Here is a 21,272-nt window from a genome sequence, read left to right on the forward strand (position 1 = left end):
ATGGTTTTTTAACTGTTTGTATTCGTGGTATTTATTTTTTTTTGCTTTCCTTGACATTCGCCGTTGACATGTTGAGGAACTTTTAGCAAAGTAATCGCCAGATTTAAGAGATACAGATTTATAACACGTTAGATGTTGAGCTCTGTGTTGATATATAAAATGGAACCGGAAATCGGATTTCCAATCTCATAAGAAAAGGCAGTGGAATATTATGAAAAAGACTCTTTTAGCGCTTGCAATCGCAAGTATCTCAACTTCAGCTTTTGCTGTTGATACAAGCAGCCAAAACAGCAAAAACGATGAAATGTTTGCATTTGATGCAATGCATAAAGATCAATTCTCAGTATCTGGTTCTGTGGGCGTTGGTGGTTATTACGACACTGGTACTAAAGCATTCTATGATGATTGGGCTACTGGTTTAACTCTTGCTGTTAACTACCGTAACAACCGCATTGTTGGTTATTTTGAAACTGACTTCATGCTTAACTACACAACAGACAGCGAAACTAAGCATGCTTCTTCTACTGAGAAGAATTCAAGCCCTGCGACTGATGTAGATAAAGCTTGGTTAGGTTTTGATACTGGTTTTGGTATCGCATCTTACGGTTGGGAAAATGATACTGCACTAGATGCTGTTGATGGCGCTGGTGACTTTACATACGAGTTTGGTGCTTCTGCTGGTGATGCATCTGATGCATTCAACGTAGTTAAATTCCAAGGTTCAACAAGCGGTTTTGCTTACGGCGTATCTTACTTTGAAACTGATGACGTTCATGTAGACGCAGAGAAAGGCGTGAATGGTTACGTTGGTATCGAACAAGAAGCATTTAATGTATATGCTGGTTACGAAACTCGTGATTCTGATTACGACGTATACACTGTGACAGGTAATGTAACACTAGGTGAAGTTAAACTTGGTGCTAACTTCTGGATCGAAGAAACAGATACAACAGCTAAAGATATGACTAACACTGGTTACTATGTATCAGCTGGTTACGCAGTATCTGAAGATCTAACATTAGCTGCAGGTTATGCTGCTAATACAGAAGAAGAAAAGAAAGTTGATACTGACTACTCTTACGTGAACGTTGCAGCAATGTACACACTAGCTAAGAACATGGATATGGGTATCGACGTACGTCAAGACCTTGACGCTGGCACTAAAGACGAAGAAACTTACGTATTCGCAGCGGGCTACTACTACTTCTAATCTCTTGATTTAAAGTAAATAGAATTATTAAGCCAGTCATCATGACTGGCTTTTTTTGTTGGTAAAATAAAAATATAATTACGTTAATCAACTTATTTTCCTGACTTTGTAACCACATCTGCTGACTTCTTTCTTCTTTAATATCTGTATATCCCACCATCTATTATCTCTTCCCTGAAACTTTATTTAAAAAAACAGATCTTTTTTGTTGAAATAAAACCACAGTTTGATAATGTATTTACAAGGTTAAAAACAAAATCAATTTGTTACTTAAAGGTTTATTATTATGCGTATTCAAGGTCTGAACATTCATCACCATCACCATCCTGAGTAGTCTTTCGGGAGGATACGTTATATCCGGAAGGCAATTAGAATTTCCTTCCGATGAATAAAATTTCAAACCCTCGGAAGGTAAAACTTCTGAGGGTTTTTTCGTTTTATGACTAAATAATTGAGCAATTGATAGTTAACAACAAATTTAGAATTACATTTTTACAAGGAAGAGATTATGTCAGCACAACGTTTACGCATCGCAATTCAAAAGAAAGGACGTTTGTCTAAAGAGTGCCAAGAGCTGTTTAAGCGCTGTGGTATGAAATTTAATATATCAGGTGAGCGTTTAGTGGTTCATTCTGAAAATATGCCGATTGATTTATTGTTGGTTCGTGATGATGATATTCCAAGTCTTATCATGGATGGCGTTGTTGACTTAGGTGTTATTGGCGAAAACGAATTAGAAGAAGTTCGTTTAGAGCGTAAAGCATTAGGCGAGCCTTCGGCATTTACAACATTACGTCGCTTAGATTTTGGTGGTTGTCGTCTGTCTATCGCGATTGATAAAGATGCTGTTTATAACGGACCACAAGACCTTGCTGGTAAACGCATTGCAACGACTTACCCACAATTGCTTAAAAGCTTTATGGATGAGAAAAATATCCCGTTCTCAACTTGTATTTTAAATGGTTCAGTTGAAGTTGCTCCGCGTGCCGGTCTGTCTGATGCGATTGCTGATTTAGTTTCAACAGGCGCAACTCTTGAGGCTAATGGCCTAAAAGAAGCTGAAGTGATTTTCCGCTCTAAAGCGACGTTAATTCAACGTGAAGGTGAATTCGATGCTGATAAAGCGGCCTTGATTGATAAATTACTGACTCGTATGCAAGGCTGTATCCAAGCGAAAGAATCTAAGTACATCATGCTACACGCGCCAACCGATAAATTAGAAGCGATTAAATCACTACTACCGGGTGCGGAAGATCCAACGGTGCTTCCTCTATCAAGTGACGGTGCGAAAGTGGCAGTTCACCTAGTGAGTACTGAAAATCTATTCTGGGAAACGATGGAACAACTAAAAGCATTGGGTGCAAGTTCAATTCTTGTCTTGCCAATTGAGAAGATGATGGAGTAACCATTATGAAAACCTTAGTTTGGCAATCATTAAGCGACTCACAACAAGATACGGTGCTTCAACGTCCAGCAGTTACAGAAGGCGCAAATATAACGGCGGCTGTAACCAGTGTGATAAATACCGTAAAACAAGACGGCGATGCTGGTGTGTTAGCGTTGACTGAAAAGTTTGATAAGGTGAAGCCTGATTCAATTCGTGTTTCAGCTGCAGAAATTGACGCGGCGAGTGAACGTTTATCTGAAAAGATGAAAGCGGCACTGCAACAAGCTTATAGTAATATTTCTAAGTTTCATAAAGCACAAAAGCCTCTGCCAATCAAAGTTGAAACTCAACCTGGTGTCGTATGTGAACAAATCACGATGCCAGTGAATAAAGTCGGCTTGTATATTCCGGGTGGCAGTGCGCCATTGCCTTCAACAGTATTAATGTTAGGCATTCCTGCACAGATTGCGGGCTGCCATAAAGTGGTACTTTGTTCGCCACCGCCGATTGCTGATGAGATCTTATACGTTGCAAAACTATGTAAAGTCGATGAGGTGTATAACATTGGTGGCGCACAAGCGATTGCTGCTATGGCGTATGGTACTGAATCTGTTTCTAAAGTAGATAAGATCTTTGGCCCAGGTAACGCATACGTCACTGAAGCAAAACGCCAAGTTTCTAATGACTTTCGTGGTGCTGCTATTGATATGCCTGCGGGACCTTCTGAAGTCTTGGTTATTGCGGATGAAACGGCTGATCCTGATTTTATTGCGGCAGATCTTCTTAGCCAAGCTGAGCATGGTCCTGATTCACAAGTTATCTTAGTCACGCCTTCGCCAATAATTGCAGATCAAGTTGCTGATGCAATCGAAAAACAATTAAAAGAACTGACTCGTGCGGATATCGCTCGTCAAGCGCTAGGTTCTAGTTTGTTGATTATTGCTGAATCATTGACGCAATGTGTTTCAATCTCAAACTTTTATGGTCCTGAGCACTTGATTGTTCAAACTAAAAACCCACGTGAATTATTACCATTGCTAGATAATGCAGGTTCTATTTTCTTGGGTGAGTATTCTCCAGAATCAGCAGGGGATTATGCATCGGGTACAAACCATGTTTTACCAACTTATGGTTATACAAGAACGCACTCAAGCTTAGGTTTAGCTGATTTTTCTAAACGCATGACGGTACAAGAGTTAACTGCTGATGGTTTAAAAGGGTTAGCGCCAACGGTTGTCACAATGGCTGATGCTGAAGGGCTAGATGCACATAAACGTGCCGTGACTATTCGAATTGAAAAATTAGCTAAATTGAATTAATAGAGACCATAGATATGGAAAAATTAGCTCGTAAACAAGTTCAAGCCTTGACGCCGTATCTATCGGCTCGTCGTATTGGTGGCAGTGGTGATGTTTGGCTTAATGCTAATGAGTCCCCATTTGATAATGAGTATAACGTAAATTTTACTCGTCTAAATCGTTACAGTGAGTGTCAGCCTCCAGAATTGATTAATGCTTATGCTGCTTATGCAAAAGTAACGCCAGAGCAGGTGCTGACTTCTCGCGGTGCTGACGAGGGTATTGAGTTATTAATTCGTGCTTTTTGTGAGCCAAATGAAGACGCGATTTTATATTGTCCACCAACCTATGGTATGTATTCCATCAGTGCTGAGACGATTGGGGTTGAGACTAAAACAATCCCTTTAACATCAGAATGGCAGCTTGATCTTCCAAGCATTGAACGCAATTTAGATAATGTAAAATTGGTCTTTGTATGTAGTCCAAATAACCCAACAGGTAATGTGATTAACCGTAAGGATATTTTGTCTTTATTAGAGATGACAAAAGATCGTGCGATTGTGGTGATGGATGAAGCTTATATTGATTTTTGTATGGAAGTGTCAACCGTTGATTTATTAGCGACATACCCCAATTTAGCCATTTTACGAACGTTATCTAAAGCATTTGCCTTAGCGGGATTACGCTGTGGTTTCACTCTTGCAAATAAAGAGTTGATTGATGTGTTATCTAAAGTGATTGCTCCGTACCCTGTTCCTGTTCCTGTTTCTGACATTGCAACTCAAGCATTATCAGAAGCTGGCTTAGCTCGAATGAAATATCAAACCCTTGATTTAAGTGCCAATCGTGCTTATTTACATGCAGGTTTAATGGTATTGAATGGGGTTACCGTTTATGAAGGATGGGGTAATTACTTACTAGTAAAGTTTCCTGATGGCGATGTGGTATTTAAAGCCGCGTGGGATCATGGGATTGTTTTGCGTAACTCACCAATTAAAGATTGTGTGCGAATTAGCATTGGTAATCGTGAAGAATGTGAAAAAACATTAAGCTTTATTCGTAACCAATTAATTTAATACCAATCGTAGTAAATAACTGATCATCCTAGCTAGTTAAAATACTCGATAACTGCGTTAAAATTTTTGATTGTAGAATAACTACTTATCGAAAAATTTTGCCTTGTTCTCAAGCATTTTTCCTTCGCTAGGATGATCATTTACTTACTGTGATTGGTATATTTTATCCCCGAGCTTAGGAATGAGGCTTGGGCTATCAATAATAGAATTAGAAAAATTAAAAGGAAGTTCCTGTGAGCAAACAACAAAAGATTTTATTTATCGATCGTGACGGCACCTTAATTGTTGAGCCACCTGTCGATTTTCAAGTAGACCGTTTAGATAAGTTAAAATTCGAGCCTCTGGTTATTTCTTCTCTGTTGTCTCTTCAAGAGGCGGGTTACCGTTTAGTCATGGTAACCAACCAAGATGGTTTGGGTACAGATAGCTATCCACAAGATGAGTTTGATGCGCCACACAATATGATGATGGAATTCTTTGAATCTCAAGGTGTGAAGTTTGATGACGTTCTTATCTGTCCTCATTTTGAAGAAGATAACTGCTCATGCCGTAAACCAAAATTGGGAATGGTAAAAGAGTACCTTCAAGGTGGAAAAGTTGATTTTCAACACTCGGTTGTGATTGGTGATCGCCAAACGGATCTTCAATTGGCTGAGAACATGGCAATCCGTGGTATTCAATATCACCCTGAGACAATGAACTGGCCTGCGATCTTAAAAGATCTTACGGTAAATGCTCGTACTGCTGAAGTGATCCGCACCACCAAAGAAACCGATATCAAAGTCTTTGTTAATCTTGATGAACAAGGCGGTAATACAATCTCAACGGGTCTTGGCTTCTTTGACCACATGCTTGATCAAATTGCCACACACGGCGGTTTCCAAATGAAGATCAATGTCGACGGTGACTTACACATTGATGATCACCACACCATTGAAGATACAGCGCTTGCATTAGGTGAAGCGTTAAAAGAAGCGTTAGGTGACAAACGTGGCATCGGTCGCTTTGGTTTCAGCTTACCAATGGATGAGTGTTTAGCGCAATGTGCGTTGGATTTATCTGGTCGCCCATACCTAAAATTTGATGCTGAATTTAGTCGTGATCAAGTGGGAGATTTATCAACAGAAATGGTGGTTCACTTCTTCCGTTCACTTACTGATACATTAGCTTGTACATTGCACCTTTCTTCTGCCGGTCATAATGACCACCACATTATTGAAAGCTTATTTAAAGCCTTTGGCCGTACTTTACGTCAAGCAATTAAAGTAGAAGGTAATGAACTACCAAGTTCAAAAGGCGTATTGTAGGAGTGACTATGAAAAACCAAAGCGTCGTTATTATTGATACGGGTTGCTCGAATGTGTCTTCGGTGAAGTTTGCTATTGAACGCTTGGGTTATACGGTAGCAATCAGTAAAGATCCACAAGTCGTTTTAGCTGCAGATAAATTGTTTTTACCGGGTGTTGGTACAGCAAGCGAGGCAATGAAAAACCTTGCTGAGCGCGATCTAATTGAATTGGTAAAACAAGTTGAAAAGCCGCTGTTGGGTATCTGTTTAGGTATGCAATTATTAGGTAAGCTCTCTGAAGAGAAAGGCCAAAAAGCAGATCAAATTGTGGATTGCTTAGGCTTGTGTGACGGTGAAGTTCGTAAGCTTCAAACAGGTGATTTACCGCTGCCTCACATGGGGTGGAACACGATTAAGCCTGTCGATGGTCATCCGTTATTTAAAGATATTCCAGAGAACAGCTATTTTTACTTTGTACACAGCTTTGGCATGCAAGTGGGTGATTATACGATTGCTTCTTGTGACTATGGACAACCGTTTACTGCCGCATTACAAGTGGGTAATTATTACGGTGTTCAGTTCCATCCAGAGCGTTCAAGTAAAGTGGGCTCAAAACTTATTCAGAACTTTTTGGAGTTATAAGAGTAGGGACGAGATGCAAGATTGCTTCGCTTCTCTATTCTACTAATAAGGATATTTATGATCATTCCAGCATTAGATTTAATTGAAGGCCAAGTGGTTCGTCTGTTTCAAGGCGACTATGGGCAAGTAACTGAGTACAAAGTTGAACCAGCAGAGCAGTTTAATCTGTATCACCAAGCAGGGGCAAATTGGCTACACCTTGTTGATTTAACCGGCGCAAAAGACACTACCGCACGTCAACTAGATTTAATCGCTCGTTTGCTAGCAAGCACGCCTGCCAATATTCAAATCGGTGGTGGTGTACGTAACGAAGCGGATGTACAAGATTTATTGAACGCCGGCGCACAACGTGTAGTTATTGGTTCTACTGCGGTAAAACAGCCAGAACTTGTTAAAGGTTGGATGGAAAAATACGGTGCAGAAAAAATCGTATTAGCGCTAGATATCAACATTGATGAAAACGGCACACGTAATGTAGCTATTTCAGGTTGGCAAGAAGACTCTGGCGTGACTATTGAAGCACTGCTTAAAGATTATCTAACCGTTGGCCTTAAGCACGTCTTATGTACTGATATTTCTCGTGACGGCACACTGCAAGGTTCAAATGTAGAGCTGTACGTAGACTTATGTAAGCAGTACCCACAAGTGCAATTCCAATCTTCAGGTGGCATTGGCTCTCTTGATGATATCGTTGCGCTTAAAGGCTCAGGTGTTGCTGGAGTCATCGTTGGACGAGCACTGCTTGATGGCAAGTTCACCGCAGAGGAGGCATTCCAATGTTGGCAAAGCGAATAATCCCTTGTTTAGATGTTAAAGATGGACAAGTCGTAAAAGGCGTTCAATTTCGTAATCACGAGATCATTGGTGATATTGTTCCTCTAGCACAGCGTTATGCAGAAGAGGGCGCAGATGAATTGGTCTTTTATGATATCACCGCATCTAGTGATGGTCGCGTCGTAGATAAAAGCTGGGTCGCACGTGTAGCTGAAGTGATTGATATTCCATTCTGTGTGGCGGGTGGCATTAAAACAGCAGAAGATGCCGCGAAGATTTTAGAGTTTGGTGCTGATAAAGTATCGATTAACTCCCCTGCACTGGCTAATCCTGAACTCATCACTGAGCTTGCGGATAAATTTGGTGTTCAATGTATCGTTGTTGGTATTGATTCATACTTTGATAAAGAAACAGGTAAGTACCAAGTTTACCAATTCACGGGTGATGAAGAACGCACCAAAGCAACCAAATGGGAAACCAAAGATTGGGTGCAAGAAGTACAAAAACGCGGTGCGGGTGAAATCGTGCTTAATATGATGAATCAAGATGGTGTGCGTAACGGTTACGATCTCGAACAATTAAACATGGTGCGTGAAGTGTGTCATGTTCCGCTTATCGCTTCAGGCGGCGCGGGTGAAATGGTGCACTTTGCCGACGTATACAAGAAAACAAACGTGGACGGTGCTTTAGCAGCATCGGTATTCCATAAGCAAATCATCAATATTGGTGAATTAAAAGAATATTTAGCACAACAAAAAATAGAGGTACGCCGATGAGCCAACAAGATTTTGCAACACGTATTGATTGGGAAAAAGTGGACGGTTTAGTACCTGCAATTATTCAAGACTTTAGTTCAAGCCAAGTATTGATGATGGGCTACATGAACCAAGAAGCACTGTCGAAAACATTAGAAACAGAGAAGGTGACGTTTTTCTCTCGCACTAAAAACTGTTTATGGACTAAAGGTGAAGAATCAGGCAATAGCTTAAATTTGGTTAATATCTCTTTAGATTGCGATAACGACACATTACTTATCAAAGTTAAACCTGTTGGTCCAACGTGCCACACAGGAACAACCACTTGTTGGGATGGCGATAAAACAGAAGAAAGCCAATTAGTTTGGCTTCATCAGCTGGAACAGCTACTTGCCGAGCGTAAGAATGCTGATCCTGACTCATCTTACACAGCAAGTCTCTACGCCCGTGGCACCAAGCGTATTTCGCAGAAAGTTGGCGAAGAAGGCGTTGAAGTCGCGCTTGCAGCGACGTCGGGTGACAAGGCGGAGCTAGTGTGTGAATCGGCAGATTTGATGTATCACTTGTTTGTTCTGCTTCAAGATCAAGGCTTGTCGTTTGATGATGTGATCAACAAGTTGAAAGAACGTCATAAGTAAGTCTATCGCCCTGAATGACTTAGATTCAAAGATAACGCCGATCATCTGATCGGCGTTTTTGTTGGAATTGAGAAACCAACCTCGTTATACTCAGCGCTTACTTTTAGGAGCGCCAATGTTCGATATCCTTTATCAAAATTCAGATTTTCTTATCATCAATAAACACCCTAATGTTAGCGTTCATAAAGATGATGGCGACACTTCATTATTAATCGAACTCGCTAAAGTAACTGGTGATAAACAGCTTTATCTTATTCATCGTTTAGACAAGATGACGTCAGGGTTGTTGCTTATTGGACGAAACCAATCAGCAGCCAGTGAGTTATCACAATTGTTTGCAAATCGTTTAGTTGAAAAATACTATTTAGCGATTGGCGATAAAAAGCCAAAGAAAAAACAAGGCTTAGTTATTGGTGATATGGAGCGTTCACGCCGTTCTTCATGGAAGCTAATAAATAGCAAAGAAAACCCTGCGATTACTCAGTTTTTTTCAACAGCAGCGCATGATGGCAACCGCTTGTTTTTATGCAAACCTCATACTGGCAAAACACATCAAATTCGAGTGGCTTTAAAAAGCGTAGGTTCTGGTATTTTAGGTGACTCGATTTATAGTTCATCAACGTCTGACCGCGGTTATTTACACGCTTATGCCTTACGATTTAGTTATCAAGGGCGAGCGTTTGAGTTTGTTGAATTACCAAAGCAAGGTACGGAATGGGAGAATGAAACCATTCAAGCAGGATTAACCCAATGGCAAGCGCCATGGACATTAACTTGGCCAGAGATTAAGAAGAAATAATGAAAGCAGAAGCATTAAACACGTTATTTACGCATCTTGAACAGCAACTGACTCAGCCATTAGGTGAACTACGCCGCTTATTTCACGGTCGTGGCCAATGCTTTGAAGGATTAGAGCAAATCACGGTAGATTGGCTGCAAGCGAAAGACTCTCAGGGGCAAGGCTCTCAAGGTCAACTAGTGGTGGCGTTATTTAAAGAGCAAGACCTTGAATTTGTAGAAGAGTTAGAAGCTAGACTAAAAGCATTTGCAGACTCAGAGTTATGGACGAATGCGAAAGGGTCTTCTATCTTATTGCAACATCGTTACCAAGAACTAGCGCCAACACAAGTGGTATGGGGAGACGAAAATACGTTTCCTGTCGTTGAAGAAAACGGTTTAAAGTACCAACTAGAGCTAAAAAAGAACCAGAATATGGGTATCTTTTTAGATATGCGTTATGGTCGTCAGTGGGTTCAAGCACATAGCGAAGGCAAGTCAGTATTAAACTTGTTCGCATACACATGTGGTTTCTCTGTGGCTGCGATTGCTGGTGGTGCCACTCAAGTGGTTAATCTTGATATGGCAAAAGCGTCATTAGGCCGTGGCCGCGATAATCATCGGCTAAATGAACACGATCTTTCTAAAGTAAAATTCTTAGGTCATGACATATTTAAGTCATGGGGAAAGATTAAGAAATTGGGTTTGTATGACTTGATCATTATTGATCCGCCAAGTTTTCAAAAAGGCAGCTTTGCGTTAACTAAAGATTATCAGAAGATCTTACGTCGCCTACCTGATTTGTTAACAGAAAATGGAGAGGTATTGGCGTGTGTGAATTCACCAGCAGTATCAACGGATTTCTTAATTGATGGTATGGCAGAAGAAGCACCAGAGTTGAAATATATTGAGCGTTTAGATAATCCACCTGAGTTTGCTGATATCAATCCTGAAAGTGGGTTAAAAGTGATGCGATTTACTCGCTAATTCATCTGAAACTGATGTTGTTTTAATTAAAAAATACCTTTTCATATTTCTATTGAGAAGGCATTTTAGTTTTAGATTATTTGTTTTCTGTTTGCTCTCGATCTAAACAAGACTGCTCATTCACGATAATGTTATTTTGTTGCTGACCTCGTGAGTTACGGATAATGTATTGATAGGTTACCCCCTTATCAATCACGGGGCGAACTTCATTGTCTTTACAGAAAGTAGTAATACTTTTTTCTATGACTTCTGTTGTACTGACTTTTCCATTTCCACTGTCTAAAAACATCATTTCAACAACGCCATGCTTTGCTTTTGCACGAAGTAGAGTCAGTGGACCTATCTCTAAAGGTAATACGCTGCTAAGAACGCTGGCTCTATAATCAGCAAGCATATCAATTTCTTTTTGCTGTTCATTAGAAGCACAACCAGAAAGTAGAATAAGACTGAATGCGGTGAATAGTATTTTTTTCATTTAAATTCTTAATATCAATTATGCAGGAAGTACTTTTTTAAATGGTTTTACAATTACGTTAGCGTAAACGCCAGCGTCGATGTAAGGATCATTATTTGCCCATTCTTGTGCTGACGCTAAAGAGTCAAAATCGGCAATAACAGTAGAACCTGTAAAACCAGCCTCACCAGGGTTTTCAGAATCGATAGCAGGCATTGGCCCTGCAACAAGTAAACGACCCTCGTTCTGTAATGTTGTTAAGCGTGCTAAATGTTGTTCACGAACGCTTAAACGACGCTCTAAACTGTTTTCAACATCTTGAGAGAATATGACATACCACATTATAGAATCCTTTTATTTTGGTGATAATTTGTATTTGATTTGAGATAGCTTACACCATAATAAAAAAAGCTCTGGTGTTAAACCAGAGCATTTTACAAATAAAGGTGATATTCCTCTATTTCTTACGCATTTTTGAGGATAGGACGAGGTTTTCCTTTAGCATCGATAGCAACATAATTAAAAGTGGCCTCACAAACTTGAAAGCGATCACCAATGCCATCTTCTTTGATTGGTTTTACCCATACTTCCAAATTAATCGACATTGAAGTTCGACCAATGTTAACGCATTCACCATAACAGCAAACGACATCGCCAACTTTTACTGGTTTCTTGAATGTGATGCTAGAGACAGAAACGGTAACAATACGACCACCAGATATTTCTTTTGCTAAAATGCCACCCGCTAAATCAAGCTGTGACATTATCCAACCGCCAAAGATGTCACCATTGGCATTCGTATCTGCAGGCATCGAAAGGGTACGTAAAAGAAGTTGGCCTTTAGGAACTTGGTCGGTATTTACTGAGGTGTTCAACATGATTTCCATACAACAAAAATGAAATTGTTAGAAGTCTATCACAAAATAGTAAATATAAAAAAACCGTGTTGTAAACAACACGGTTTAAAAGAGAGGGAGTAATAAAACTTACTCTTGTTCTTCTTTTTTCTCTTTTGGCATGTGTTTATAAACGTACATACCGGTAAGTAGGGTGTATATGAAAGTAAGTCCTAACAGACCAAATACTTTAAAGTTTACCCATACATCTAATGGCATTTCAAAAGCAACGTACAAGTTAGCAATAGAACATGCAGTGAAGAATAAAATCCATGCGTAGTTAATTTTATTCCATTTATCATCAGGTAAAGTCACTTCTTTACCAAGCATACCTTTAATAATAGGTCTGCCTAAAATTTGAGCAATAATTAAACCAGCAGCAAAAACAGCGTATACGATGGTTACTTTCCATTTTATGAAATTATCATCGTGTAAAAATATGGTCATGCCACCAAAAACTGTCACCATAATAAAGGTGATTAACTGCATTTTTTCTACTTTTTTGTACAGTACGTAAGTCAGTATTAATTGAACGGCTGTGGCTACGATAAGTGCACCTGTTGCTGTGTAGATATCGTACATTTTGTATAAAGCAAAAAAGATAATCAGTGGGATAAAATCTAAGATCTGTTTCATGTTTATATGTTGAGCCAATAATAAATTATGCAGCGAGTGTATCTAAAATTGAGAGGAGAGGGAATCGCTAAAAATTGCTTGTTACATTTTACTTATTATTTTATGACAAAGGCGATATTGAAGGGAGTATTTGAATTGAGATAAAGAGCCCGCTCTGAATTGGTTCAAGAAGCAGGCTTTTAGTCTTTTTGTGAAAAAACGTTACGCTTGTTGTTTCTCTGATGCCGTCTTTTCTACTGGAGAATCATCGACCATAGCGTCAACAATTACAGCACACGCTGCGTCACCTGTAATGTTCAGTGCAGTACGGATCATATCGAAAATACGATCTAATGCGAATAACAGTGGTAAGCCTTCAATCGGAATACCTGCCGCCAGTAATACGGCAACAACAAGAAATGATGGACCAGGAACACCGGCTTGACCAACGGCACCTAACGTTGAAGTGATTATGATAGCGACATAAGCACCGATAGATAAATCAATATTGAACAGCTGTGCAAAGAAGATAGCAACCAAGCCATAGTAAATTGCGTTACCAGACATGTTGATTGTTGCGCCTAATGGTAGAACAAATGAGGCGGTAGAGTTACGCACACCTAAGTCTTTCTCAACCGTTTCCATTGTCACGGGTAGTGTTGCCATTGAAGAAGCAGTTGATAGAGCAACGGCTTGTGGTTTCTTCATCGCAATCAGGAATTTTTTCGCTGATGTTTTGGTTAACAAACCAACCATTAGTGGGTAAGCAATAAAACCAAAGATAAAAATAGCGGCGATATAAACAAGGAATAGTTTAAACACAACCATCAATGCACCAAAACCAAACGTGCCTACGGCTTCGGCCATTAAGCCAAATACACCGATAGGAGCAATTATCATGACTTTGTTGATCATCCAAACCATAACATCAACAATTGAGTTCACGGCATTAAGCATTGGTTCACGACGTTTTTTTTCTAATTTAGAAAGACCAATACCAAAAAATAAGCAGAAAACGAGAATTTGTAAAATGTTAGCTTCATTTAGCGATTGGAATACGTTCGTTGGGATCATTCCAGTAATGGTTGCCCAGAAGGTTGGTAGTTCACCTTTGGCAGCATAAGCGGAAGAGAACATGCCTTCAACGCCAGAGACATCAATGCCTTTACCTGGTTCAAATATTTCACCCATGAATAAAGCCAGAGCAACAGCCAGAGCAGAAGTGATTCCGAAATAACTTAATGTCGTTAAGCCTACTTTGCCTGCGTTGCTGCTGTTTCCTAGGCCAGCCGCACCAGAGATCAGCGCAACAGCAACCAGTGGAATAACGAGCATTTTAATTAGGTTAATGAAAATAGTCCCTAATGGAGCGAACATTACGGCAGATTGACCCATGGTTGCACCGACAAGTGTACCAATGATCATAGCAATAACGACTTGAATACCGATATTGTTTAGAAGTCCTTTCTTATTTAGCACTTTCTTTACCTCTGTGTTGTGTTTGTTATAAAAGCTAATCAATAGCCCTTAAAATGTATCTATTCATTAGTTAAATATATTGGTTGCCGTTTTACACGCAATATTTACAACTAGCAACATTTTTATCGAATATAATCAAACTTATGGAGGTTATTGTGTCTTTATTGTTGATTTTTTATGCTTAAATCCGTTTTTTTGATTGTTTTTCTTTTCTTTTTCATTTTGATAATTAACGTAGTTATTTTTAATTGGGATTATTGAATTAAAAAAAAGGAGCTCAAAATGAGCTCCTTTAAATAATGAATAAGGTGTTTTGGTTATTTTTGTGTTGCTGCTTTCATGGCAGAAGTAAATGCCGTAAGTGCATTAAGTAACGCCGCTGGGTTCTCTTGATGTTGTTCAATGATTTTAACAGTTGCAGATCCTGAAATTGCGCCTGCTGCACCGGCTTTAATCGCTTCTTCTACTTGAGCAGGTTCCGATATACCAAAACCAAGAATCGCAGGAGGTGCATCAAATTGGTTTAAACGTGCTAATAATTGAGCAACAGGCATGCCCGCTTTAGTTTCAGCACCAGTAACGCCTGCACGAGAAAGAAGGTAAGTATAACCCCCACCAAGCTTAGCAACGGTTTCTAATGTTTCATCTGAGGCTGACGGAGGCGCAATGAAGATAGGGTGAACATTATGCTTAATTGCACTTGTTCTAAACTCTTCTGATTCATTGGTTGGAACATCAGCAATCAATACGGAATCTACACCAGCTTTCTGACATTTAGTATAGAAAGTATCAATGCCATTTGCGAAGACAAGATTGGCGTAAACTAATAGGCCAATTGGGGTTTCAGGATATTTAGCCCGGATTTTTGCGATTAAATCAAAACATACGATAGGCGTTGTTTTACTGTTTAATGCACGAATATTTGCACCTTGAATTGTTGGTCCATCAGCCAGAGGATCAGAGAATGGGATACCAAGTTCAAGTGCATCGGCACCTGCTTTTACTAAAGTATCCATGATTTCATAAGAAAGTTCTGGATTTGGATCGCCAATGGTTACAAAAGGAATAAATGCACCTTGGTTTTTTTCTGCTAATTTAGCAAATAGGGCTTGATAACGATCCATTAGATTTCTCCCTTTTCTTTTAGGATGTCATGAACGGTGAAAATGTCTTTATCACCACGACCAGATAGGTTTACCACTAATAGTTGTTCTTTTTCTGGTTCTGAATGTGCCATTTGTAATGCATAAGCAAGCGCATGAGAAGACTCCAGTGCTGGAATAATACCTTCGCCTTTTGCTAATGTTTGGAATGCTTCGAGTGCTTCATCATCGGTTACTGAGCCGTATTCAGCACGGCCAATCGAATTCAAGTGAGCGTGTTGTGGACCAACTGATGGAAAATCAAGACCCGCAGAAACAGAATAAGATTCTTCAATTTGACCGTGCTCATCTTGCATTAATGGCGCTTTCATACCAAAGAAAATACCGGTTTTTCCATGTTTTAATGGTGCTCCGTGTTGGTCGGTATCAATGCCTTTACCTGCCGGTTCGACACCAATTAGTCTTACATTCTCTTCTTTGATGAAATCCGCAAACATGCCTATTGCATTTGAGCCGCCACCGACACAAGCAATTACGGCATCAGGAAGGCGACCTTCACGAGCAAGGATTTGCATTTTAGTTTCTTCGCCAATCATGCGTTGGAATTCGCGAACGATGGTTGGGAATGGGTGAGGACCCGCAGCTGTGCCCAATAGGTAGTGGGCAGTTTCATACGTTGCAGACCAATCACGCAATGCTTCATTACAGGCATCTTTTAGTGTTGCTGAACCTGAATGAACGGGGATCACTTCTGCACCCATTAACTTCATTCTAAATACGTTAGGGCTTTGACGTTCTATGTCTTTAGCACCCATGTAAACGCGGCATTTTAAGCCAAGCAATGCGCAGGCAAGAGCCGTTGCTACACCGTGTTGACCTGCACCTGTTTCTGCGATGATTTCTTTTTTACCCATACGCAGTGCAAGTAGAGCTTGACCTAATACCTGGTTGGTTTTGTGCGCGCCACCGTGAAGTAAGTCTTCACGTTTTAGGTATAGCTTGGTTTTTGTGCCTTTTGTCAGATTTCGACAAAGCGTAAGGGCGGTAGGGCGACCTGCATATTCTTGCAACAGTGTCATGAACTCTGCACGGAAGTCTTCGTCTGCTTGAGCATCAATAAAGGCTTGTTCAAGTTGGTCAAGTGCAGGAACTAAAATTTGTGGTACGTATTGACCACCATATTCGCCGAAGTAGGCATCTAATTTCGCCATGATATTTTCCTTAATAATTTCGTAATGCGCTAAATACGGCGCTTAATTTTTTATGATCTTTTTTCCCTGGAGTCGTTTCTACTCCAGAGTTGAAATCGAGTCCAAAGCACCCTAATTGTGAGGCTGTTTTCGTATTTTCAAGGCTTAATCCACCGGCAAGAATGATGTTATTGTGTGGTAGTTTATTCCAATCAAAGCTAACACCAGTTCCTCCTGTTTGAGAACCAACCTTACAATCTACCAGTACTTTATCAGCAACACTTTGCGGAAGTGAAATGCTTTGGGCATCATCTGACACAGAAATAACATTCCACACTTGGCATGTTGTTGGTAATTGTTGTTTTAGTTCAGTAATGTAATCTTCGCTCTCATTTCCATGAAGTTGAATGACGGACAAAGATAAGTCATTTGCTGTTTTTACGATGTTTTTAAGCGTTTCATTTTGAAATACACCCACATAGTTTAATGTGGTGGCTTGGGTGATGGCTTTTGCTGTTTCAAGAGAAACAAACCGAGGTGATTTCTCAACAAAGATTAATCCACCATATACCGCACCTGCGTTATAGATAGCTTTCGCATCTTCTATTGACGTTAGGCCACAGACTTTGTTCTCCCCTAAAATAACTTTTCGTGCAGCAAGTTCTAGGTTTTCTTCCGACATTAATGAACTGCCAATCAAAAATCCTGTCGCGTGCTTTGCTAAGTCTTTCACTTGCTGATGGTTGTAAATCCCCGATTCAGAAATGATGGTTGTGCCTTTAGGGAGAAGAGGTGCTAATTCTTTGGTACGGTTTAAGTCGGTAGATAAATCACGAAGATTACGGTTATTAATACCAATAACCTGAGCTTCTAATGCCACTGCACGATGTAACTCTTCTTCATTACTGACTTCGGTTAAAATACCCATACTTAAAGAGTGGGCGACGGCCGCCAATTCACAGTATTGTTCATCATCAAGAACAGAAAGCATTAATAGAATTGCATCTGCGCCGTAGTGACGAGCTAAATAAACTTGATAAGTGTCAATCATGAAGTCTTTGCATAGAATTGGTTGATTGACTTGGTCACGAATGATTGGCAAGAAATCAAAACTGCCTTGGAAATACTTCTCATCGGTGAGTACTGAGATTGCACTGGCATGATTGTTATACACTGATGCGATGTAATTGAGATCAAAATCTTGACGGATCAACCCTTTAGATGGCGAGGCTTTTTTACATTCAAGAATGAATTCAGTGTTGCCTGTTTTTAATGCTTTGTAAAAGCTGCGATCAGATGCCGTTAAGCCATTTTTGAACGAATCAAGAGGTTGAGTTTCTTTGCGTTCGCTAACCCAAATGACCTTGTCCTTGACGATCTTCACAAGTACTTCTGCCATTTGTGTGTTTTCTACTGAGATATGCTCAGACAGTTGCTGTGTCATCTTCTCTATCCTCGTGCCGCTAATTGCTGAACTAATGTAAATGCTTTGCCAGAGTTCATTGCATCAATGGCTTTCTGTGCATTGGCTTTTAAATCTTCATGGCCAAATAAGCGCATTAATAACGATACATTTACGGCTATCGCACCTAATTGTGCATCAGTGCCTTTACCTGTCAAAATGTCAGTAATAATGGCTTTATTTTCTTCTGGTTCTCCCCCTTTAATCGCATCTAGGGGATGAGTTTCTAAGCCAAAATCTTCTGGGGTTAGTGTGTATTCTTTTATTTCGCCATTAATAATTTCTGCTACGGTTGTTGGACCGTGAATAGCTACTTCATCAAGACCAGAACCAAAGACAACTGCAGCGCGTTTCATGCCCATGTTAACCATGGTTTCAGCAATAGGGCGAACAAGGGATTCATCGTACACACCCATTAATTCGATGTTAGGACGAGCAGGGTTGATCAATGGACCTAGAATATTAAAGATGGTACGGGTTTTCATGGTTTGGCGAATTGGCATCGCGTGTCGAACACCACCGTGATAGTGCGGTGCAAATAAGAAGGCAACACCTAAGTCATCAACGGCTTTACGAGTGTCTTCTGCTGACATTGCTAAATTGATGCCGAACGAATCCAGTAAATCAGACGATCCTGACTTACTTGAAACGCCACGATTACCGTGTTTTGCAATTTTCAATCCACACGCGGCAGCAACAAATGCGGCCGTAGTAGAAATATTGATTGTGTTTGAGCCATCACCGCCAGTACCTACAATGTCCGCAAAGTCATAGTCAGGACGAGGAAATGGATTCGCGTTTTCAAGTAATGCCTTTGCGGCCCCAGCGATTTCATTTGGCGTTTCGCCTTTAATTTTTAAACACGTTAGCGCTGCGGTTAATAGGATTGGATCAAGTTCACCTTTGATGATGGCATCAAATAGGATTTGGCTCTCAGTTTCTGAAAGAGAAACTTGGCTGTATAGCTTATTAAAAATGGCTTCAATTTGAGTCATGAGAATATCCTTATTCTTTATTTTCTGAATGGGATTGAGTGATATCGAGTGCCCAATTCAAGGTATTAATTAAAAGTTGTTCGCCTTGCGTAGTGAGAATGGATTCGGGATGAAACTGAAACCCACACACTTTATCTTCTTCTTGAATGACCGCCATAACTAAATCGTCAACCGTTGCCGTTACTGTTAATTGCTTGGTCACTTTAGTGGCAACAAGAGAGTGGTAACGAGCAATAGAAAGTGGATTTGGTAATCCATCAAAAATGGCGTGTTGGTTATGTGTCATCATAGCTGATTTACCATGAACAATTTCACCCGCACCAGCGACAATGCCGTCGTACGCTTCAACGATGGCTTGATGACCAAGACAAATCCCTATCATCGGAACTTTGCCTTTTAAGCGCTGAATAACGTCAGGCATGCAACCTGCTTCTGATGGGGCACCAGGCCCCGGAGATAATACAACAACAGGGTTTTCTAATTTAGTGACCGCGTCTTCAAATGCTATCGCAGATAAACTGTTTCGATATATAGTTACAGGGTAACCAAGTGAGCGAAACTGATCGACAAGGTTGTAAGTAAAGGAGTCAAAATTATCCAGTAATACGATATGAGTCATTAGTTTTTCTCCTTTGCTTTCTGTGATGCAAGGTGCGCCTTTTGAATTGCAGAGATAACGGCTTGAGCTTTACCTCGTGTTTCATCTGCTTCAGCTTGTGGATGAGAATCATAAACGACCCCTGCACCGGCTTGAACTTGAGCTATGCCATCTTCAACATAAGCAGAGCGAATAACGATACAAGTATCCATGTGGCCATCACCCGTTAAGTAACCAACGGCACCACCATAAGTTCCTCGACGTGTTTTTTCTACATCACGGATTAATTGCATTGCTCGAATTTTAGGTGCGCCTGTTAAGGTTCCCATGTTCATACACGCTTGATAAGCATGAAGGGCATCAAGATCCCCTCGTAGCTGTCCAACAACACGAGAAACTAAATGCATTACGTGGCTGTAGCGATCGACTTTTAATAAATCAGCAACGTATCTTGTACCGGGGGCTGAAATTCGAGCTACGTCATTTCGAGCAAGATCCACCAACATCATGTGCTCTGCGTTTTCTTTGGTATCACAACGTAGTTCCAATTCAATACGGCTATCTAAGTCATAATTAATTGAACCATCGTTATTTTTCCCACGCTGGCGAGTCCCTGCTATTGGGTAAATTTCGACTTGATTGCTGTCTTTACAATATTTTAACGCAGACTCAGGGGAAGCCCCAAATAAAGTAAAATCACGATCTTGCAGGTAGAACATGTAAGGACTTGGGTTACCGATTTTTAATTCTCGGTAAGCAGAAAGCGGCGCAGGGCAAGGAAGCGTAAAGCGACGAGATGGAACTACCTGAAATACGTCTCCTCTAATAACGTATTCTTTTAAATCTAGAACCGTTTGACAAAAATCTTCATCAGAGACACTTGGAAGAGCTTCACAGCGATCTAATATTGGAGCAGCAGGCAAGGTGTGAGGTTCTGAACAAAAAACATTAATAGCTTCTAAACGAGTCGATATGTTTTGTTTGATCGTGGACTCTTTTGTAAATATAGAGCCTTGTACTGTCGATGTTTTTGTCTGATGGTCTATGACGAGTAAAGATTCTGCAATATAAAATAAGTAATCAGGACATTTGTTGGTTGTTTCTGCACTGCCTAGTTGTTCAAAATTTGCCACTAAGTCATAAGCAAATAAACCACCCAAAAAGAGTGCATTTGACGGTAATTCGGTCAAATCGAATTGGTTTTGGATAAAGCGTAATGCATCAAAAGAAGAAAGCTCTCTTAGGCGACTGTCTTCATCTAAATCTTGATTAATCTCTGGAAAATGAAGCTTCAGTACCGAGCTGGAAATTAAATCAACTAACGAAGAAGGAAGAGAAAGACTTAATGTTTTTAATAATGCTTCTCCGTTTTTCGTTAATGCTTCAAGAGTAACGATTTTATCGAAACAATGAATACGGACTGCTGCATCAATCAACATTAAGCTTTTTAGGTTTTGTTTTGAATCAACTTCAGCAGACTCAAGTAATAAGCTCATGGCTTGGTTTGCACACAGTGTCGAATACAATTCCGTTGGGTCGGAAACGTAGGGTACCTCAAGGCAAAGTAATTCTAACTGACCATCTTTTGAGTGTGATGATTGCATCATAGCCTCTCTGCTAATTCGTTGATCTTCTGTTAATTTCTTTT

At 40.1% G+C, this 21,272-nt stretch carries 22 protein-coding genes and 1 other annotated feature; of the genes, 11 read left to right on the top strand and 11 right to left on the bottom strand.

What is annotated here, in order from left to right:
• The first annotated feature begins 211 nt into the window (after window positions 1–211).
• The 11 genes from AACV33_RS06285 to AACV33_RS06335 all read left to right on the top strand — a co-directional run bounded on the left by AACV33_RS06285 (window position 212) and on the right by AACV33_RS06335 (window position 10,832).
• Window positions 212–1,210 carry a porin gene (locus AACV33_RS06285; RefSeq protein ID WP_182699964.1) on the top strand — a complete coding sequence of 333 codons (999 nt, stop codon included), beginning with the start codon at window positions 212–214 and terminating at the stop codon, window positions 1,208–1,210.
• Between the two features lie 309 nt (window positions 1,211–1,519).
• Window positions 1,520–1,646 (top strand) — a sequence feature (His leader region).
• Window positions 1,647–1,718: 72 nt separating this feature from the next.
• Window positions 1,719–2,615: an ATP phosphoribosyltransferase gene (gene hisG, locus AACV33_RS06290; RefSeq protein ID WP_017020634.1), complete on the top strand. Its 897-nt coding sequence runs from the start codon at window positions 1,719–1,721 to the stop codon at window positions 2,613–2,615.
• 5 nt (window positions 2,616–2,620) lie between these two features.
• Window positions 2,621–3,916, top strand: a complete 1,296-nt coding sequence (gene hisD, locus AACV33_RS06295; protein ID WP_017020633.1) for a histidinol dehydrogenase — start codon at window positions 2,621–2,623, stop codon at window positions 3,914–3,916.
• 14 nt (window positions 3,917–3,930) lie between these two features.
• Window positions 3,931–4,971 (top strand): histidinol-phosphate transaminase, encoded by a 1,041-nt coding sequence (gene hisC / locus AACV33_RS06300; protein ID WP_017020632.1) that lies wholly within the window; start codon window positions 3,931–3,933, stop codon window positions 4,969–4,971.
• Between the two features lie 233 nt (window positions 4,972–5,204).
• A complete protein-coding gene (hisB, locus tag AACV33_RS06305) occupies window positions 5,205–6,278 on the top strand; it encodes a bifunctional histidinol-phosphatase/imidazoleglycerol-phosphate dehydratase HisB (protein WP_065610730.1) in 1,074 nt (357 codons plus the stop codon).
• A gap of 8 nt (window positions 6,279–6,286) precedes the next feature.
• On the top strand, window positions 6,287–6,901 hold the full coding sequence (hisH, locus tag AACV33_RS06310) for an imidazole glycerol phosphate synthase subunit HisH (protein WP_182699965.1): 615 nt from the start codon (window positions 6,287–6,289) through the stop codon (window positions 6,899–6,901).
• A gap of 57 nt (window positions 6,902–6,958) precedes the next feature.
• Window positions 6,959–7,696 (top strand): 1-(5-phosphoribosyl)-5-[(5-phosphoribosylamino)methylideneamino]imidazole-4-carboxamide isomerase, encoded by a 738-nt coding sequence (gene hisA, locus AACV33_RS06315; protein ID WP_065610725.1) that lies wholly within the window; start codon window positions 6,959–6,961, stop codon window positions 7,694–7,696.
• Window positions 7,678–8,451 (top strand): imidazole glycerol phosphate synthase subunit HisF, encoded by a 774-nt coding sequence (hisF, locus tag AACV33_RS06320; RefSeq protein ID WP_012549884.1) that lies wholly within the window; start codon window positions 7,678–7,680, stop codon window positions 8,449–8,451. Before hisA ends, hisF begins: the two co-directional genes overlap by 19 nt.
• Complete coding sequence (gene hisIE / locus AACV33_RS06325) at window positions 8,448–9,068, top strand: bifunctional phosphoribosyl-AMP cyclohydrolase/phosphoribosyl-ATP diphosphatase HisIE (protein WP_182699966.1); 621 nt, start codon at window positions 8,448–8,450, stop codon at window positions 9,066–9,068. The genes hisF and hisIE overlap by 4 nt, the downstream gene beginning before the upstream one ends.
• 115 nt (window positions 9,069–9,183) lie before the next feature.
• Window positions 9,184–9,867 carry a TIGR01621 family pseudouridine synthase gene (locus AACV33_RS06330; protein ID WP_017020627.1) on the top strand — a complete coding sequence of 228 codons (684 nt, stop codon included), beginning with the start codon at window positions 9,184–9,186 and terminating at the stop codon, window positions 9,865–9,867.
• Window positions 9,867–10,832 (top strand): class I SAM-dependent methyltransferase, encoded by a 966-nt coding sequence (locus tag AACV33_RS06335; RefSeq protein ID WP_017020626.1) that lies wholly within the window; start codon window positions 9,867–9,869, stop codon window positions 10,830–10,832. The genes AACV33_RS06330 and AACV33_RS06335 overlap by 1 nt, the downstream gene beginning before the upstream one ends.
• Before the next feature lie 76 nt (window positions 10,833–10,908).
• Here the strand turns inward: AACV33_RS06335 and gspS2 are convergent, their stop codons facing one another.
• The 11 genes from gspS2 to AACV33_RS06390 all read right to left on the bottom strand — a co-directional run bounded on the left by gspS2 (window position 10,909) and on the right by AACV33_RS06390 (window position 21,228).
• Window positions 10,909–11,307 (bottom strand): type II secretion system pilot lipoprotein GspS-beta, encoded by a 399-nt coding sequence (gene gspS2 / locus AACV33_RS06340; protein WP_065610722.1) that lies wholly within the window; start codon window positions 11,305–11,307, stop codon window positions 10,909–10,911.
• An 18-nt stretch (window positions 11,308–11,325) separates the two neighbouring features.
• Window positions 11,326–11,628 (bottom strand): YciI family protein, encoded by a 303-nt coding sequence (locus AACV33_RS06345; protein WP_065610720.1) that lies wholly within the window; start codon window positions 11,626–11,628, stop codon window positions 11,326–11,328.
• A 122-nt stretch (window positions 11,629–11,750) separates the two neighbouring features.
• Window positions 11,751–12,173, bottom strand: coding sequence for an acyl-CoA thioester hydrolase YciA (gene yciA / locus AACV33_RS06350; RefSeq protein ID WP_083198930.1), 423 nt, complete (start codon window positions 12,171–12,173; stop codon window positions 11,751–11,753).
• Window positions 12,174–12,272: 99 nt separating this feature from the next.
• Entirely contained in the window at window positions 12,273–12,818 is a 546-nt protein-coding gene (locus AACV33_RS06355; protein ID WP_182699967.1) for a septation protein A, read from the bottom strand.
• Window positions 12,819–13,019: 201 nt separating this feature from the next.
• Window positions 13,020–14,276, bottom strand: a complete 1,257-nt coding sequence (locus tag AACV33_RS06360) for a dicarboxylate/amino acid:cation symporter (protein WP_339379718.1) — start codon at window positions 14,274–14,276, stop codon at window positions 13,020–13,022.
• Window positions 14,277–14,593: 317 nt separating this feature from the next.
• On the bottom strand, window positions 14,594–15,400 hold the full coding sequence (trpA, locus tag AACV33_RS06365; RefSeq protein ID WP_182699969.1) for a tryptophan synthase subunit alpha: 807 nt from the start codon (window positions 15,398–15,400) through the stop codon (window positions 14,594–14,596).
• Window positions 15,400–16,590 carry a tryptophan synthase subunit beta gene (gene trpB, locus AACV33_RS06370; RefSeq protein WP_065610716.1) on the bottom strand — a complete coding sequence of 397 codons (1,191 nt, stop codon included), beginning with the start codon at window positions 16,588–16,590 and terminating at the stop codon, window positions 15,400–15,402. The genes trpA and trpB overlap by 1 nt, the downstream gene beginning before the upstream one ends.
• A gap of 10 nt (window positions 16,591–16,600) precedes the next feature.
• The gene (gene trpCF / locus AACV33_RS06375) at window positions 16,601–18,013 is read right to left on the bottom strand and encodes a bifunctional indole-3-glycerol-phosphate synthase TrpC/phosphoribosylanthranilate isomerase TrpF (RefSeq protein ID WP_065610714.1); all 1,413 of its coding nucleotides are present in this window, start codon (window positions 18,011–18,013) and stop codon (window positions 16,601–16,603) included.
• 5 nt (window positions 18,014–18,018) lie between these two features.
• Entirely contained in the window at window positions 18,019–19,017 is a 999-nt protein-coding gene (gene trpD / locus AACV33_RS06380) for an anthranilate phosphoribosyltransferase (RefSeq protein ID WP_175365419.1), read from the bottom strand.
• Between the two features lie 19 nt (window positions 19,018–19,036).
• The gene (locus AACV33_RS06385) at window positions 19,037–19,645 is read right to left on the bottom strand and encodes an aminodeoxychorismate/anthranilate synthase component II (protein WP_012549897.1); all 609 of its coding nucleotides are present in this window, start codon (window positions 19,643–19,645) and stop codon (window positions 19,037–19,039) included.
• Window positions 19,645–21,228 (bottom strand): anthranilate synthase component 1, encoded by a 1,584-nt coding sequence (locus tag AACV33_RS06390; protein ID WP_182699984.1) that lies wholly within the window; start codon window positions 21,226–21,228, stop codon window positions 19,645–19,647. Before AACV33_RS06390 ends, AACV33_RS06385 begins: the two co-directional genes overlap by 1 nt.
• Window positions 21,229–21,272: the final 44 nt, after the last annotated feature.

Origin of the sequence: Aliivibrio sp. SR45-2, assembly GCF_963890165.1 — a bacterium.
GTDB lineage: Bacteria > Pseudomonadota > Gammaproteobacteria > Enterobacterales > Vibrionaceae > Aliivibrio > Aliivibrio salmonicida.

Excerpts from the sequence above, each read along its gene's own strand:
- AACV33_RS06285 (WP_182699964.1), top strand. The coding sequence starts at position 212 with ATGAAAAAGACTCTTTTAGCGCTTGCAATCGCAAGTATCTCAACTTCA.
- hisG (WP_017020634.1), top strand. The coding sequence starts at position 1,719 with ATGTCAGCACAACGTTTACGCATCGCAATTCAAAAGAAAGGACGTTTG.
- hisD (WP_017020633.1), top strand. The coding sequence starts at position 2,621 with ATGAAAACCTTAGTTTGGCAATCATTAAGCGACTCACAACAAGATACG.
- hisC (WP_017020632.1), top strand. The coding sequence starts at position 3,931 with ATGGAAAAATTAGCTCGTAAACAAGTTCAAGCCTTGACGCCGTATCTA.
- hisH (WP_182699965.1), top strand. The coding sequence starts at position 6,287 with ATGAAAAACCAAAGCGTCGTTATTATTGATACGGGTTGCTCGAATGTG.
- hisA (WP_065610725.1), top strand. The coding sequence starts at position 6,959 with ATGATCATTCCAGCATTAGATTTAATTGAAGGCCAAGTGGTTCGTCTG.
- hisF (WP_012549884.1), top strand. The coding sequence starts at position 7,678 with ATGTTGGCAAAGCGAATAATCCCTTGTTTAGATGTTAAAGATGGACAA.
- hisIE (WP_182699966.1), top strand. The coding sequence starts at position 8,448 with ATGAGCCAACAAGATTTTGCAACACGTATTGATTGGGAAAAAGTGGAC.
- AACV33_RS06330 (WP_017020627.1), top strand. The coding sequence starts at position 9,184 with ATGTTCGATATCCTTTATCAAAATTCAGATTTTCTTATCATCAATAAA.
- AACV33_RS06335 (WP_017020626.1), top strand. The coding sequence starts at position 9,867 with ATGAAAGCAGAAGCATTAAACACGTTATTTACGCATCTTGAACAGCAA.
- gspS2 (WP_065610722.1), bottom strand. The coding sequence starts at position 11,307 with ATGAAAAAAATACTATTCACCGCATTCAGTCTTATTCTACTTTCTGGT.
- AACV33_RS06345 (WP_065610720.1), bottom strand. The coding sequence starts at position 11,628 with ATGTGGTATGTCATATTCTCTCAAGATGTTGAAAACAGTTTAGAGCGT.
- yciA (WP_083198930.1), bottom strand. The coding sequence starts at position 12,173 with ATGGAAATCATGTTGAACACCTCAGTAAATACCGACCAAGTTCCTAAA.
- AACV33_RS06355 (WP_182699967.1), bottom strand. The coding sequence starts at position 12,818 with ATGAAACAGATCTTAGATTTTATCCCACTGATTATCTTTTTTGCTTTA.
- trpA (WP_182699969.1), bottom strand. The coding sequence starts at position 15,400 with ATGGATCGTTATCAAGCCCTATTTGCTAAATTAGCAGAAAAAAACCAA.
- trpB (WP_065610716.1), bottom strand. The coding sequence starts at position 16,590 with ATGGCGAAATTAGATGCCTACTTCGGCGAATATGGTGGTCAATACGTA.
- trpCF (WP_065610714.1), bottom strand. The coding sequence starts at position 18,013 with ATGACACAGCAACTGTCTGAGCATATCTCAGTAGAAAACACACAAATG.
- AACV33_RS06385 (WP_012549897.1), bottom strand. The coding sequence starts at position 19,645 with ATGACTCATATCGTATTACTGGATAATTTTGACTCCTTTACTTACAAC.
- AACV33_RS06390 (WP_182699984.1), bottom strand. The coding sequence starts at position 21,228 with ATGCAATCATCACACTCAAAAGATGGTCAGTTAGAATTACTTTGCCTT.